We start from the raw sequence: 14,907 nt of genomic DNA on the forward strand, positions 1-14,907 counted from the left end.
CGGGGACCGCAAGCAGCTCACGCACCTGCCCGTCGTCGCGAATCGCGCACTGGGGGCCAATCTTCTGTACCCGGGTACCGGTTATCCTTGCTTCGTCCCTGACGGGAGAATCACGTTCCAGTCGTTCGGCGATCTCGACGGGTCCAATAAGGAAGGCAACCTGCGAAATTTCGTCATGAACCATGACGGCTCCGAGCTTCAGAGCGTGCCGCTCCCCGTGGCGGGGCCCGGCAGCCGGCTGGTGACGACCTTCGGCATCGCGGGCGCGAGCGTTGGGCGGAACGCCGTCGCACTGTCAGTAAATGGCATGCCGAAGAATCCCAATGCCTTCGGTGCTCCGATATCCGAGATCTTCCTCGTGAATGGAGAGAGCGTTCTTCAGCTGACGAAATTTGACCGGGTGGATACCTCCATCGCGGCGCTCACACCGGACGGACGACGCGTGATCTTCGTGGCGTCTGCCGATCCCAAAGGCAAGAATTCCTCCGGGACCTGCCAGCTCTTCTCCATCGACACGGTCGCGGCGGGCTTGCGCCAGCTTACGCGCTTCTCGCAGCCCGAGTACTCCGTCGACGGGTGCAATGCGTTCTTCCCTCCGGGGTGCGCCATTACCCCAGCCGGCGTGGATCCGGTGACGGGAACGCTCGTGTTCTACTCCAGCTGCGATCCCTTCGGGACGAACCCCGACGGCGACCAGCTCTTCGCCATCCACCCGGACGGGACGCACCTTCGCCAGCTCACCCACGCGCGCGGCGAATTCACGGAGGCCGACGGTACCGTGAGCGCGGAAAACATCGGCCCGTTCGCCTATTCGGCAACGTTCTCGAACCATCCGTAGCCGCGTGGCGGACACGGCCGCGTCGCTCGTTGGCGCGTGAGGCCGGCGCCGGCGGCGTCGAGCTGACGATCGCCCCGGCCGCCCGGCTCAGCGCCGGCCGTAGTTGAGCGGCGTCCCCTTGCGCGCCGAGAGGATGTAGGCCTCGAGGGCGCGCATCTTCGGGTCGTCCTCGGCGAGCTTCGTGCCGCGCACCGGGTGCTGGATGCACCAGTTGATCATGTCGCGCAGCAGCACGGTGCGGCCGAGCTGCACCTGGTACTTGGGGTACGTCTCGGGGTGCGTGTTGGCGGCGTTCGGATGGCACATGTCGCACGAGACGGCGACGGTGCTGCCGAGCTCGTCGCCGTTGTGGAAGATCTGCGAGCCGCGCGCCACCATCGCCAGCGTCTCGCGCTGCCAGACGAGGACGTCCTCCTTCGAGATGAGGCCGTAGGTCTGGCCCTGGCCCATCCCGACGAGATCGCTGTTGTCGGCGGGCGGGAGAAGGGCGTGGCGCGTCTTCTCCTCGTCGATCCAGTCGGTCGACGGGTTGTTCGCCTTCCACTTCGCCATCAGTTCGTCGGCGATCTTCTTGCCCTGCTCGGGCGTCGGCGGGGTGTTCTGCGCGACCTGCACCGTCGTCTGGCCGTCGCACAGCTCCACTTCGATCGACCCGGGCGCGGTGCGCGCGTCGGTCGCCACCGCCGTGCCGCGCGCGCCGAGGAGCGCGATCGCCACCACGGTCCCGAGCGCGCAGGTTGTTCCGAGAACGATGATCTTGCGCATGGGACGTCTCCTCAGAAGCTCTTGAGCGTCGTCTCGGCCGGGCGGTCCTTCTTGCCGTTCGACGCCAGGTAGCTGCTTCGCACCTGCACGGGGTTGCGGTTCCAGAGATTGTAAACCTTGTCGACGAGCCCGTCGGCGCTGACCTTCGCGACCCCGTCGCCCAGGCCGTCGTTCGGGTCGAACGGGTCGGGCCGGTTCATCTGGACCGTGAGCGCCGGCAGGCCCTGCGGCGCGTACGGCCACGGCCAGGCGGTCGAGAGCATGCCGTGGAAGTCGATGTTGCCGATGCGGTTGCTGAGCACCTGGTGCGTGTGCCCGTGGATCACCGTCACGGTGCGGAAGCGCTTCAAGATCGCCTGCACCTCGGGGGCGTCGACGGTCCAGAAGTTCCAGGGCTCGTAGTAGTGGTAGAGCGGCGAGTGGGAGAAGACGATGATCGGCGTGTCGGGCGAAACCTTCGCCAGGTCCTGCTTCAGCCACTCGCGCTGCGGCTCGCCCACCTCGAAGCGGCTCTGGGTGCCGTTGTCGAGCCCGGCGACCGTCTGCATGCGCTGCACCGGGGTCATGCCGCGCTCGGTCCAGAAGTCCTTCTCGTTGACGCTCATGAGCACGACGCAGTGCACGCCCTTGTGATCGAACGAGTACGTCTCCTGGCCGAAGAGCGACTTCCACTTATCGCCCATGTCGAGGAACCAGTCGTGCTCGCCGACCATCATGCGCACGGGCGCCTTCAGGCTTTTGAGGATCTGCGCGCCCATATCGAGCTCCTCGGCCTGCCCGAGCTGCGCGAGATCGCCGCCGTACAGGACGAAGTCCGGCTGCGGATCGAGCGCGTTCACGTCGTCGACGGCGCGCATGAGGGCGTTCACGAACCGATCGTTCAGCGTGCGCTTATAGAGGTGCGAGTCCGAGATGTAGGCGAAGCTGAACCCCTCGCCGGTCTTGGCCGCATCGGCCACCCGCACCATCGAGAACGAGCGCGGGTAGACGGTGACGCCGCTCGCGAGGGCCGCGCCCGCGGCCGCCGTGGCGACCTTGAGGAAGCTCCGGCGGTCCAGCCGTCGCAGGCCGCGGAACAGCTCGTCGCGCTCCTCGTACCACCGAGTCTCCGGATCCTTGCGCGTCGCCATGTCACTTCTCCTTCTGGAGGCGCTGCTCGAAGGGGAACACCTTCCGCGTCGCGAGAGCCTCGTCGCGGAAGGGGCGCTTGGCCGTGGCCGCCTCGCGCTGGCGCGTCATCTCGCGCGCGTTGTCGTCGCCGAAGCGGCGGTCGGTCATCGCGAACATCAGCTCGACGAGCTGGTCGATCTCGCCTTCCGACAGCGCGAGCGGCTCGATGCCGCCGTCGAGGTAGGGATTGGCCTCGCCGCCCTTGTTGTAGTGGTCCATCACGTCCCAGAGCGTCTGCAGCGATCCGTCGTGCATGTAGGGCGCGGTGATCCCGATGTTGCGGAGCTGGAGCGTCTTGAAGCTGCCGATGTCCGAGCGGTTCCGGGTCACGAGGAACCGTCCCAGCTCGGAGAGATCGGTCTCGAGCGCGAGCTTGTCGATCACGTCCGTCGCTCCCTTGCCCTCTTTGCCTTCGAGGGCCTTCTGCGCCTGCGTGGCGAGCTTCTCGAAATCCTGATGCCGCGCCGATACGCCGATGTTGTGGAAGCGGTTGTCGCTGCCGAGGGGGTTGGCGCCGCTGATCTGGTGGCAGGAGACGCACCGCGCCTTGCCGTTGAAGAGGATCCAGCCCTGCTGCGCGTTCGGCGAGAGGGCCTGCGGGTCGCCGGCGAGAAAGCGATCGAGCGGCGAGTCGAGGAAGGCGAACGTGCGCTCGAACGCCGCGATCGCGCGCCCGACGTCATCGTAGTTGGGCGCGCGCCCGTACGCCTTCTGGAACATCTCGACGTACTGCGGGTCGCCCGCGATGGCCTTCACCACGGCCGCACCGTCGGGCTGCCCCATCTCGACCGGGTTGACGGGCGGCAGCTTCGCCTGGTCCTCGAGGGTCGGCACCCGGCCGTCGAGGAACATGGTCTGGAAGAAGAGCGCGTTGAGGGTCGTCGGGGCGTTGCGGCGCCCGAGCTTGTCGTCGATGCCCTCGGAGACGTTGCGCCGATCGGTGAAACCGCGGCTCACGTCGTGGCAAGTCGCGCAGGCGACGGTTCCGTCGCGCGACAGGCGGGTGTCGAAGTAGAGCTTCTTTCCGAGCGCCACGCGCTCGGGGGTCTGCGCGTTGTCCTTCGGCACGATCGACGCCCACACGATGGGATCGAAGCCCGCCGGGGGCTTGGTCACGTCCGTCTCCGGGAGGAGCGTCGCGAAGCGTGCCTGCTGCTCCGCCATTGCCATCGCGCCGTGGGGTCCCTGCTCGGCCGATGCTGCGCTCGCGAGGAGCGGGAGCGTCGTGGCGAGCAGGAGCGCCGTCCAGAGCGTTCTTCTCTCCGCCATCCGTCCTCCTCTCCCGCCCGGCTCGGCTCGGTGGCCCGCGCGACGCCGGTCGGGAATCGATCGACCCCTAGGGGTCGGTTGGGTGATCTCGGCGCGCGAGACTAGCTGCACGCCCCGGGATCGTCCAAGACCTCTTTTCGATCGCTGTGATAGGGACCGCCTATCACGTTCCGGGGCGACGTGTCTGCGGGTCGGCGCCGGAGCTTCATTGGACGTACTGCGCGATCCACGTGCCGATGAGCCGGCTCGCGCCGATCACGAGCGCAGAGACGCCGACATGCTTGCCGACCTCGGACCAGGGAGGAACCGCGCGCGTTCGGGCAACCAGATAGGACAGCGTCGCGAGGAGCAGGACGCCCCAGACGAGCGCGACCACTCCCGCGTAGGGCGCGGGCAGCAGCAGGACGACCAGGACGAACGTCAAGGCCACGAGGACCCGCGCGCCGAAGTTCGTCAAGGTCGCCCGAAAGGCAGCCCGGTCGTTCAGCCGCTCCGCTTCCTGATAGACATGGAGACTCAACGAGTCGGTGAGGTTGTCGGCGAGGGCGACGATCAGGAGCCCGCTCAGAATGGTCGCCTTCTCCGCCGCGGCGGCGCCCAACCCGATGATGAGGCCCATGCTCGTCACGGTGGCCGAGGTGGCGCCGAAGCTGATCCGGCGAAGGTTCCGCATGGCGCGGTAGTACGCCGGATCGGACGGCATATCGAGACGAGCACGAATTGCGTCGCGGCGGATGTCACTGTGCAGGATGGCGTGGCGCCTGCGCGTGCGAGCGCATCTTCGGCCGTCGCGCGCGCGGCGATACCCTTGCCTTTCCGCACCACCGGTGCGACAAACGCGTGCGTATGCAGGCCATTCGTGACGACGTCCGCACCGCTCCCTTCGCGCCCGTTCCGGGCGCGCTCGCGCGCTGATCCATGTGCGGCATCGTCGGCTACGTCGGGCCGCGTGAAGCGAGCCCGATCCTGATCGCGGGTCTCCGCAAGCTCGAGTATCGCGGCTACGACTCCGCGGGCGTCGCCGTGTTCTCGAACGGTCACATCGAGGTGCGCCGGTCGGTCGGGAAGCTCGACAACCTGGAGGCGCTGCTGGCCAAGCAGCCCGTCGGCGGCACGCCGGGGCTCGGCCACACGCGGTGGGCGACGCACGGCCGGCCCTCGGAGCAGAACGCGCACCCGCACCGGGCGGGCAAGGTGGTCGTGATCCACAACGGGATCATCGAGAACTACCTCGAGATCCGCGCCAAGCTGCAGGCCCGCGGTCGCAAGATGGCGTCCGAGACCGACACCGAGGTGATCTCGCACTTGATCGACGAGTTCGTCGAGAAGGGCATGAGCCTCGCCGACGCCACGCGCCGCGCGGTGCGCGAGCTGGTCGGCTCGTACGCGATCGTCGTCATGTCGGAGATGGCGCCGAAGCGGATCGTCACCGCCAAGAGCGCGACGCCCATCGTGCTCGGGTTGGGCGAGGGGGAGAACTTCGTCGCCTCCGACATCCCCGCCGTCCTCGACTACACGCGGCGCGTGGCGTTCCTCGAGGACGGCGAGGTCGCCGAGCTGTCACCGGAGGAGGTCCGCATCACCACGTTCGACGGCACGCCCGTCGAGCGCAAGCCGCGCGTGATCCAGTGGGACGCCGTCACGGCCCAGAAGGGCGGCTACAAGCACTTCCTGTTGAAGGAGATCCACGAGCAGCCGCAGGCCATCATCGACACCATGCGCGGCCGCATCCTGCAGGAAGCGGGCGACGTCCAGCTCGACGACGCGATCGCCGCCAACATTCCGACCGATCCCAAGCGCTGCGTCCTGGTCGCGTGCGGGACCGCGTGGCACGCGTGCCTCATCGGCAAGCACATGATCGAGCGGCTCGCCGGCATCCCGTGCGAGGTCGACTACGGGAGCGAGTACCGCTACCGCGACCCGATCCTCGACGATCGCACGCTCGTGATCGCGATCTCGCAGTCGGGCGAGACGGCGGACACGCTGGCGGCGGTCGAGACGGGGCGCGAGCGCGGGGCGCCGGTGCTCTCCATCTGCAACGTCGTCGACTCGTCGATCGCGCGGCGGTCGTCCGCGGTCCTGTACACGCACGCGGGCCCCGAGATCAGCGTCGCGTCGACCAAGGCGTTCACCACGCAACTGACGGCGCTCTACCTCTTCGCCGTTCACCTCGGGCGCCGCCGCGGCGTCATCGACGCCGAGCGCGGCCGCCAGCTCATGGCCGACCTGGTCGCGCTGCCGTCGCTCGTGACCGAGTGCCTCGCGCACGAGCACCGCGTCGAGCAGCTGGCGAAGAAGTACTCGCACGCCCGCGACTTCCTGTTCATGGGGCGCGGGATCAGCCATCCGCTGGCGCTCGAGGGCGCGCTCAAGCTGAAGGAGCTGTCCTACATCCACGCCGAGGGCTATCCGGCGGGCGAGATGAAGCACGGCCCCATCGCGCTCATCAACGACGACGTGCCGGTGGTGCTGGTGATCCCGCAGGATCGCGTCTTCCACAAGACGCTCTCCAACCTGAAGGAGGTCGAGTCGCGCGGCGGGAACATCATCGTGGTCACCGACGGGAGCGCGGACGAGCTCGACCAGTCCTCGTGGGACATTCTCACGGTGCCGCGGACGAACGAGCTGCTGTCGCCGATCCCGCACTCGATCCCGCTCCAGCTCCTCGCCTACTTCGTCGCCGTCCGTCGCGGCACCGACGTGGACCAGCCGCGCAACCTCGCCAAGAGCGTGACGGTGGAGTGAGCGATGCCGACGCCCAACGGCGACGTCGCGCTCGGCACGCCCTGTCCGGACTTCCACCTGCGCTCGGTCGAGGGCGCGACCGTCGCGCGCGACGACTTCCGCGCCAAGCCGGCCCTCGTGGTCATGTTCATCTGCAACCACTGCCCGTACGTGCAGGCGGTGGAGGACCGGCTGATCGCCCTCGCGCGGGACTACGCGCCGAAGGGGGTGCAGGTGGTCGGGATCTGCTCGAACGATCCGACGCACTACCCCGACGACGCGCCGCCGAAGCTCCTCGCCCGCTGGCGCGCGAAGGGCTACGGCTTTCCCTACCTCGTCGACGAGTCGCAGGACGTCGCGCGCGCCTTCGATGCCGTCTGCACCCCCGACATCTACGTCTACGACCGCGCCCGCCGGCTCGCCTACCACGGCCGCATCGACGACAACTGGAAGGACGCCGCGGCGGTGAAGCGCCACGAGCTCCGCGCCGCCCTCGACGCCGTGCTCGCCGGCACGGCGCCGTCGCGCGAGCAGCTCCCCTCGCTCGGCTGCTCGATCAAATGGAAGTAATTCCGACCCAAGACTACGTCTTGGGTCGGGGGCGAGAGTGTGGCGTCCGCGGTACGCGCGACCGGCATGCCGCGGCCGGCAAAGCCGGCGCGGCAACGCGAGGTACGCACGAAATAGCCAAGCGCGCGGCTTCGAGCCGGCGACACCGGAGCAGGCGAGGGCGCGCTGGGATTCGTACGGGCGACGGGAACTCGACGTGACCACGTTCCGCCGGGTGTAGTTCCCGGACGTTCCCGTGGTGCCGCGCCGGCTTTGCCGGCCGCGGCATGCCGGTCGCGCGTGCCACCCACGCTCCACCCTCGCTCCCGACCCAAGACGAAGTCTTGGGTCGAATTATTATTCGGGGCCTCGCTCGAGCGCGCCCTGCGAGAAGGCGTCGTCGGCGATGTTCTGATTGAACTGCGTCGCCACCACGACCACTTCGGTCGACGTGCCGGCGGCCGGCGTCTCGACCTTGGTCTGGAAGGCCACCGGGATCGCGCCGATCTTGCGGATGTCGCTCTGGGTGATGCGCTTTGCCGGCTCGGCCTCGTCGCCATAGAACTCGTACCGCCGTGGCACGAGGTCGTCGCGGCCGAGCCAGAGGACGATCTTCTTGTAGCCGATGTCCTCGCGCTTGGTGGTGAGCTCGATCACCTGACACACGACGCCGTCGACGATCTCCTCGCCGCGCAGGTTCGAGGCGGCGTCCGCCTCGGTCCACGACGTCATCTCGGTCAGGAGGTCGAGGTCGTGGTAGGTGAGGTCCGTGCCGACGAAGCTCTGGTTGCGCGTGTTGGCGGTGATCTGCCGGACGCGCTGCAGCTCGGGCAGATAGAGCCACTGGTCGGCCGGCTTGCCCTTGTGCTCGAAGGCGAGGAACGCGGTGCCCTTCACCTCCGCCGGAGCCGAGAAGAACACGATCGCCTTCCGCTCGTCCTCGGGGTAGCGCTTCTCGGACAGCTCGAGCTCCCGCGTCCGCGTGCCGCCGCGGCGGTCGAGGATCTTGAAGGTCAGCTTCTGCCGGCGATCGGTCCAGTGCCGCTCGCCGTTGTCGAGAGCTTCGCGGCGATCGAGGATCTGTCGCGCGGTGTCGGCGCGCGCCACGGGAACGCCGAGAAGGAGCAGGGCGAGCAGTGCGTAGCGCGTCATGGTGCCGCGGGCTTCATAGTCGCGGCCTCTGCCCGCCGTCAACGGGACGCTATGCGACGTCGATCGACTACGCGAGGCGCGCCGTCACGGTGACGGTCGGGACGCTCGCCAGCGCCTTCGAGACCGGGCAGCCGCGCTTGGACGCCTCGACCTTCTCCTGGAAGGTCTTCTCGTCGAGGCCGGGGACCTCCGCCTCGGTGACGAGATCGATGCGGGCGATCGTGGGCCCGGCCTCCAGGTGGACGCTCGCCGTCGTGTGGATGCGCCCGGGCTTGAAGCCGGCCGTCGTCAGCTGCGCCGCGAGGAACATCGAGAAGCAGCCGGCGTGCGCGGCGCCGATCAGCTCCTCGGGGTTCGTGCCGCCGGCATCGCCCTCGAAACGCGAGCGGTACGTGTACGGGCCCGAGAGGTGGCCGCTCGCGCCCGTCATCGTGCCGGCGCCCTCCTTGAGCGTGCCCGTCCAGCTCGCTTCCGCCTTGGCGATCGCCATGCTCGCTCCTCCGATCCGCAAGGCCGCCGGCGCCTTGCCGAGCGTCCAGCTCGGCGGATCGCTTGCGGGGAACGATTCGTCGAGCGTCTCGTCGATGTCGACCTCCGATGCGGAGCGCTCCATCGCCGTCGCGACCTCCTTTCATTTGAGCCCGCGCGCACAGCCGAGGCAACCCCTTTTCTCACGCCATGCGGTCGTACGGCGGCCGCGGGTTTGACAATGAGCAGACCCGACTTATCGGTCCCACCCGATGGAGACCCTCCGACTCATCGCATTGGACGAAACGGTCGTCTTCCCGTCGATGACCGCCACCCTCCCGGTGGACGTGGGCGACGAGGCCCGCGTCTTCCTGGTCCCCCGCCACGAGACCGAATATGCCAGCGTCGGCGTCGTGGCCGACGTGTCCGAGCGCGTTCGGCTTCCCGGCGGCGGCCGCGCCGTGGTCTTGACCGGCCGCACGCGGGGGGTCGCCGGCGCCGCCCGGAACGATGCCGCCGGCCACCTCCGCGTCGAGGTCGAGCCGCGTCCCGACGTGATCCCGCCCGCGGCACGCACCCGCGCGCTCGAGCAGGACTACCGCGCCGTGGTGCTCGAGATCCTCGAGCTGCGGGGAGACGACGGCCGCGTGGCGGCCTTCGTCCGCTCGATCACCGATCCCGGCGCCCTCGCCGACACCTCGGGCTATGCCCCGGATCTCACCTTCGCCCAGAAGGTGAAGCTCCTCGAGACGCTCGACGTGGTCGAGCGCCTGACGCTCGCCCTGGGCTTCCAGCGCGATCGGCTGGCCGAGCTGCAGGTGCGCAAGCGCATCCGCGAAGACGTCCAGTCCGGCGCCGACAAGCAGCAGCGCGACTACATCCTGCGCCGCGAGCTGCAGTCGATCCGCAAGGAGCTGGGCGAGGACGAAGCCTCGATCGCCGACGAGTACCGCAAGAAGATCGCGGACGCCGGGATGCCCGAAGCGGTTCGCACGCAAGCCGAGCGCGAGCTCGGACGCCTCGAGCGCATGGGCGAGTCGAGCCCCGAATCCTCCATGATCCGCACCTACCTCGACTGGCTGCTCGCGGTGCCGTGGAAGGAGCGCTCCGAGGAGCGCCTCGACCCCGTGCACGCGCGGGCCGTCCTCGACGCCGATCACGCCGGTCTGGACGACGTGAAGCGGCGCATCACCGAGTACCTGGCGGTGCGGAAGCTCCGCGCCGAGCGCGGCGTGCCCGACGATCGCCGCTCCGGCGTCATCCTCACGCTCATCGGACCTCCGGGCACCGGCAAGACGTCGATCGGCGAGTCGATCGCACGGGCGACCGGGCGGAAGTTCGTCCGCATGTCGCTCGGCGGCGTGCGCGACGAGGCCGAGATCCGCGGGCACCGCCGGACGTACATCGGCGCGCTGCCCGGGCGCCTGGTGCGCGCGCTGCGCGACGCGGGGACGATGAACCCGGTCATCATGCTCGACGAGGTCGACAAGCTCGGCTCCGACTGGCGGGGCGATCCGTCCTCGGCGCTGCTCGAGGTGCTCGACCCGGCGCAGAACCACTCCTTCCGCGACCACTACCTCGACGTGGAGCTCGATCTCTCGCACGTGCTCTTCATCGCGACCGCCAACGTGGCCGATTCCATCCCCGGCCCCCTGCTCGATCGCATGGAGACCATCCGCTTCGACGGCTACACGGTCGAAGAGAAGGTGGCGATCGCGCGCGGCTTCCTGTGGCCGCGGCAGATCGAGCGCAACGGGCTGCGTCCCGACGAGGTGACGATCGACGACGCGGTCTTCCGCGCCGTGATCGCCGACTACACCCGCGAGGCCGGCGTCCGGCAGCTCGAGCGCGAGCTCGGCACGGTTCTCCGCAAGACCGCGACGCGCATCGCGTCGGGCGAGGCGGCGGCGCCGGTCTCGATCGACGCCGCGGCCGTCCGGGACGCCCTCGGACGTCCGAAGTTCTTCCAGGAGTCGGCGGTCCGCACGGCCGTCCCCGGCGTGGCGACCGGCCTCGCGGTGACGGGGACCGGCGGCGAGGTCCTGTTCGTCGAGGCGGCCGCGATGAACGGCAGCGACGGGCTCGTCCTCACGGGCCAGCTCGGCGACGTCATGAAGGAGTCCGCGCGCATCGCGCTCAGCTACGTGCGCAGCCACGCGGGGTCGCTCGGCATCGAGGAGCCGGCCTTCCGGCGGCGCGAGTTCCACGTCCACGTGCCCGCGGGCGCCATCCCGAAGGACGGCCCCAGCGCCGGGGTGACGATCGTGACGGCTCTGGCGTCGCTCCTCACGGGCCGGCCCGTGAAGCACACCGTGGGCATGACCGGCGAGGTCACGCTGCAGGGTCGCGTGCTGCCGATCGGCGGCGTCAAGCAGAAGGTGCTGGCAGCGCACGCGGCGGGATTGACCGACGTGATCCTGCCCGAGCGCAATCGCGGCGATCTCGACGAGGTGCCGGCGGAGGTGCGGGAGCAGCTCCGCTTCCACCCGGTCGGCACCGTCGACGAGGTGCTCGCGCTGGCGCTCGAGCCCAAGACGAACGTCCTGGCGGCGTAGACTCCTACAGCATCGGCAGGCGGCGGCGGGGCGGGCCCAGCGGGAACGCCCCGTCGATCCGCCCGAGCTGGGCGCGCGTGAGGTGCACCTGCCCCGCCGCTGCGTTCTCGGCGGCGTGGGCGGGGCTCGCCGCCTTGGGGATCGCGAAGAGCGAAGGGCGGCGCACCAGGAATTGCAGCGCGACCTGGCGCGCAGTCGCTCCGTGCGCGTCGGCGATCTCCTGCAGCACGCGACCGCCCGCCGTGCGCTCGCCGGGGAAGCTGCCGCTGCCGAACGGGCTGTAGCCGACGACGGCGACGCCGTGCCCCTCGCACCAGGGGATCACGGCGTGCTCGATGGCGCGCTCCCGCAAGTGGTAGAGGACCTGATTGCAGGCGGGTCGCCCCGCACCGGCGATCGCCCGCGTCTCCTCGAGATCGGCGACGTCGAAGTTGCTGACGCCCCACGAGAGGATCTTTCCCCCGCGCTCGAGCTCCTCGAAGGCGGCGATCGTCTCGGCGAGCGGGTGCCGGCCGCGCCAGTGCAGCAGGTAGCAGTCGAGCCGGTCGGTTCGCAGCCGCCGCAGCGATTTCTCGCAGGCGGCGATCGTGCCGCGGCGCGAGGCGTGCTCGGGGAGGACCTTCGAGACCAGGAAGACGTCGTCTCGCCGTCCCGCGATCGCCTCGCCGACGATGTTCTCGGCAGCGCCGTACAGCTCGGCGGTGTCGACGTGGGTCGCACCGAGGTCCAGACCCCGGCGCAGGGCGGCGACCGCGGCAGCACGATCGTCGCCGTCCATCTGCCAGGTCCCCTGCCCGATCGCGGGCACCTCCCGCCGCGTGGAGGCGAACGGACGGAGTTCCACGCTCGAGGGATCCGAGCGCTACGCGACGGCGGGCGCGGCGTGCGGCGTGTGCGATCGTCCTCGGGCGCGCAGCTTGAAGCCCAGCACGACGAGCGCGGTGCCCGCGACGAACGCGTATGCGCCGATCCAGAAGACGACCGCGAGGGCGCCGGCGCCGGGATAGGCCATGAGCAGCGCGCCGAGCGCGATCGACGCGACGCCGCTCAGCGCCAGCAGCCACTCGCCGGTGATGACCTTGCGCAGGCGGATGGCCGCGGCGATCTCGAACACGCCGGTCACGAGCGCCCAGGCGGCGATCACGTAGAGCAGCGCGATCGCCGTGAGGCCGGGCGAGGCCAGCGTCACCAGGCCGGCGCCGATGCCGACGATCCCTTCGATCAGGAGCACCCACCACCGGTCGGTTTCGCCACGCCGGCGGACGGCGGCCACGATGGCGAAGGTGCCGTCGGCGAACGCGTAGGCGCCGAAGAGCAGGACGAGCGCCGCGAGCGAAATGCCCGGCGCGACGAAGGTGAAGACTCCGAACAGAATGCCCGCCACGCCGCGCAGCACGACGGCCCACCAGTTGCGGACGAGCATTTCGAGATCCACGCCTGCGATCGGCATCGAGTGACCCTCCTCTGGTTACGGGTACGGTCGATCGCAACGTAGCACCGCCGCGATCGGTCGAATAGGGGTCGGATTGCCGCAGGGGGTCCCGGCCACGCGGACGCGTTGCCGTCGACGTCTGCGCCGACGGCGGCCGAGGCACCGTCGCGCTGCTCGTCCTATCGCACCGACTCCCGCGGCGACGCGCGCACGGCGCGGTCGAAGGCCCAGTTGCGGATCATCTCCACCTGCTCCTTCATGGTCTTCGAGAGGGGGACGACGTTGGCCGTCAGGTTGAAGAGGTCGGCGTCGGTGAGCTCGCGATCCTGGAGGTGCGCGGTCGTGAGCGCCGAGACGACGCACTGCTCGATCTCGGCCCCGGTCCATCCCTTGGTGAACTTCTTCAAGGGCTCGAGGTTGAACCGCGACGGATCGAGGCCGCGGCGCTGCAGGTGGACCCGGAAGATCTCCATCCGTTCCTCGTCGAGCGGGAGGTCCACGAAGAACACCTCGTCGAAGCGGCCTTTGCGGATCATCTCGGCGGGCAGCAGGTCGATGCGGTTCGCCGTCGCGCCGACGAAGAGACCACGGGCCTTCTCCTGCATCCACGTGAGGAAGAAGGCGAAGATGCGGCCGAGCTCGCCCTCCTTCGCCTGCGCGTTGATGCCGGCCTCGATCTCGTCGAACCAGACGACGGCCGGCGCCATCGACTCGAGCATGTGGCAGGCGCGCGCGAAGGCGCCCTCGGGCTTTCCGTGCTGGCCGGAGAAGATCTCGATCATGTCGATGCGGTAGAGCGGCAGCCCGAAGCACGACGCGATCGCCTTGATCGACAGGCTCTTTCCGCACCCCGAGATGCCCATCACGAGGATGCCCTTCGGCACGATCTCCGCGCTGATGCGGTCGCGCATCTCGAAGAGCTTGTGGCGCTCGAGGAGCCACTTCTTCAGGATGTCGAGCCCGCCGACGTGCTCGAGGCCTGTCTCGGTCGGGATGTACTCGATGAGGCCGGCGCGATTGACGAGCAAGCGCTTTTCTTCGAGCAGGAGCGGAACCGATCCGGCGTCGAGCGCCTTCCGTGCCGCCACCGCGCGGCGGACCGCGTGATGCGCGTCGTCGAGGGTGAGACCCTGGAGAGCGCGCGCGAGCTGAACCAGGGTGGCCTCGGTCGTGTCGACGGTGCCGCCGCCGGCCGCGATGGCCTCGGCCTCGCGGTGCAGGAACCCCACCAGCTCGGGCAGGTCGGGCACCGCGAGCTCGACGTAGACGATCGAGCGCTCGATCTCCTCGGGGATGAACTTCACGGGCGCGCAGATGACGAGCAGCTTGCCCGTGTCGAGCGACTGCTCGTACAGGTCGCGCAGCCGGCGGCGGACCTCCGCGCTCTCGCGCATGGGCTCGTGGAAGTCCTTGAACAGGAAGTAGCCCGGACCCTCGTGCGCGGTGACGAAGTCGAGCGCGGCGCGCGGGCCCATCTCCTTGCCGCTCTTGGCGCCGTCGCGCCGCATTCCCTCGGTGAGGCTCCAGGTCCACACCGGCAGGGCCGGCTTGGATCGTCCCGCGGCCTCGCGCAGCAGGGCCATGATGCGGCGCTCCTCGGCCGAGCGCACGTAGGCCAGCGGGCGTCCCGATTCGGTGATGTCGCGCAGGCTGCGGAGCGCGCGGCTCTCGGTTGCGTCGGTCATGAGCGGCGATCCCTGGCCTCGTGCTCATAGTGAGGGGCCCGGCGCATCTGTCAACCAGGGCGGGCCCGCGCGGCGCGATCAGGCGCTGCGCGCGGCGGCGGCCCGCTGCTCGGCGAGGACGCGCTGGATGAAGACGACGATCTCCGCGTAGGAGCCGAAGCGCACGGTGCGACCCGACACGACGTGCTCGACCTGCCCGTCCACGCGCTCGAGCGTCGGGTCGGCGTTGGCCCGGAAGCGGACGACGAAGGCTCGGTCGGCAGGATGGGTAGGGTTTCGGTCCGAAGGCTCCATACCCGG

Annotated in this window: 14 protein-coding genes; 4 read left to right on the forward strand and 10 right to left on the reverse strand. The window is 69.5% G+C overall.

All coding sequences use genetic code 11. The features are described 5' to 3' along the window. The coding region (locus VMS22_14395) for a hypothetical protein (protein ID HXJ35218.1) at nt 1–838 on the forward strand (838 nt) is incomplete at its 5' end. 87 nt (nt 839–925) lie between these two features. Here the strand turns inward: VMS22_14395 and VMS22_14400 are convergent. From VMS22_14400 to VMS22_14415, 4 genes are all read right to left on the reverse strand, one after another. Continuing rightward, on the reverse strand, nt 926–1,603 hold the full coding sequence (locus tag VMS22_14400) for a hypothetical protein (protein ID HXJ35219.1): 678 nt from the start codon (nt 1,601–1,603) through the stop codon (nt 926–928). A gap of 11 nt (nt 1,604–1,614) precedes the next feature. Then, complete coding sequence (locus tag VMS22_14405; GenBank protein ID HXJ35220.1) at nt 1,615–2,733, reverse strand: metallophosphoesterase; 1,119 nt, start codon at nt 2,731–2,733, stop codon at nt 1,615–1,617. Nucleotide 2,734: 1 nt separating this feature from the next. Beyond that, nucleotides 2,735–4,042, reverse strand: coding sequence for a cytochrome c peroxidase (locus VMS22_14410; protein ID HXJ35221.1), 1,308 nt, complete (start codon nt 4,040–4,042; stop codon nt 2,735–2,737). Between the two features lie 205 nt (nt 4,043–4,247). Beyond that, nucleotides 4,248–4,715 (reverse strand): hypothetical protein, encoded by a 468-nt coding sequence (locus tag VMS22_14415; GenBank protein ID HXJ35222.1) that lies wholly within the window; start codon nt 4,713–4,715, stop codon nt 4,248–4,250. 245 nt (nt 4,716–4,960) lie between these two features. On the opposite strand from VMS22_14415, the gene glmS reads away from it, so the two are divergent. Continuing rightward, complete coding sequence (gene glmS, locus VMS22_14420) at nt 4,961–6,787, forward strand: glutamine--fructose-6-phosphate transaminase (isomerizing) (GenBank protein HXJ35223.1); 1,827 nt, start codon at nt 4,961–4,963, stop codon at nt 6,785–6,787. A gap of 3 nt (nt 6,788–6,790) precedes the next feature. After that, nucleotides 6,791–7,336, forward strand: coding sequence for a thioredoxin family protein (locus VMS22_14425; GenBank protein ID HXJ35224.1), 546 nt, complete (start codon nt 6,791–6,793; stop codon nt 7,334–7,336). Between the two features lie 336 nt (nt 7,337–7,672). On the opposite strand, the gene VMS22_14430 is transcribed toward VMS22_14425, so the two are convergent. Further along, entirely contained in the window at nt 7,673–8,467 is a 795-nt protein-coding gene (locus VMS22_14430) for an outer membrane lipoprotein-sorting protein (GenBank protein HXJ35225.1), read from the reverse strand. 67 nt (nt 8,468–8,534) lie between these two features. Next, nucleotides 8,535–8,957: an OsmC family peroxiredoxin gene (locus tag VMS22_14435; GenBank protein HXJ35226.1), complete on the reverse strand. Its 423-nt coding sequence runs from the start codon at nt 8,955–8,957 to the stop codon at nt 8,535–8,537. Between the two features lie 250 nt (nt 8,958–9,207). On the opposite strand from VMS22_14435, the gene lon reads away from it, so the two are divergent. Further along, entirely contained in the window at nt 9,208–11,490 is a 2,283-nt protein-coding gene (lon, locus tag VMS22_14440; GenBank protein ID HXJ35227.1) for an endopeptidase La, read from the forward strand. Nucleotides 11,491–11,494: 4 nt separating this feature from the next. On the opposite strand, the gene VMS22_14445 is transcribed toward lon, so the two are convergent. The 4 genes from VMS22_14445 to VMS22_14460 all read right to left on the reverse strand — a co-directional run bounded on the left by VMS22_14445 (nt 11,495) and on the right by VMS22_14460 (nt 14,901). Beyond that, nucleotides 11,495–12,334, reverse strand: a complete 840-nt coding sequence (locus VMS22_14445; protein HXJ35228.1) for an aldo/keto reductase — start codon at nt 12,332–12,334, stop codon at nt 11,495–11,497. An 18-nt stretch (nt 12,335–12,352) separates the two neighbouring features. Next, nucleotides 12,353–12,940, reverse strand: a complete 588-nt coding sequence (locus VMS22_14450) for an HdeD family acid-resistance protein (protein ID HXJ35229.1) — start codon at nt 12,938–12,940, stop codon at nt 12,353–12,355. A gap of 161 nt (nt 12,941–13,101) precedes the next feature. Further along, nucleotides 13,102–14,607, reverse strand: a complete 1,506-nt coding sequence (locus tag VMS22_14455; GenBank protein ID HXJ35230.1) for an AAA family ATPase — start codon at nt 14,605–14,607, stop codon at nt 13,102–13,104. 78 nt (nt 14,608–14,685) lie between these two features. Continuing rightward, nucleotides 14,686–14,901, reverse strand: a complete 216-nt coding sequence (locus VMS22_14460) for a hypothetical protein (protein ID HXJ35231.1) — start codon at nt 14,899–14,901, stop codon at nt 14,686–14,688. Nucleotides 14,902–14,907 lie beyond the last annotated feature (6 nt).

The sequence above is a fragment of the Candidatus Eisenbacteria bacterium genome (assembly GCA_035577985.1).
Taxonomy (GTDB): Bacteria; Desulfobacterota; Binatia; order DP-6; family DP-6; genus DATJZY01.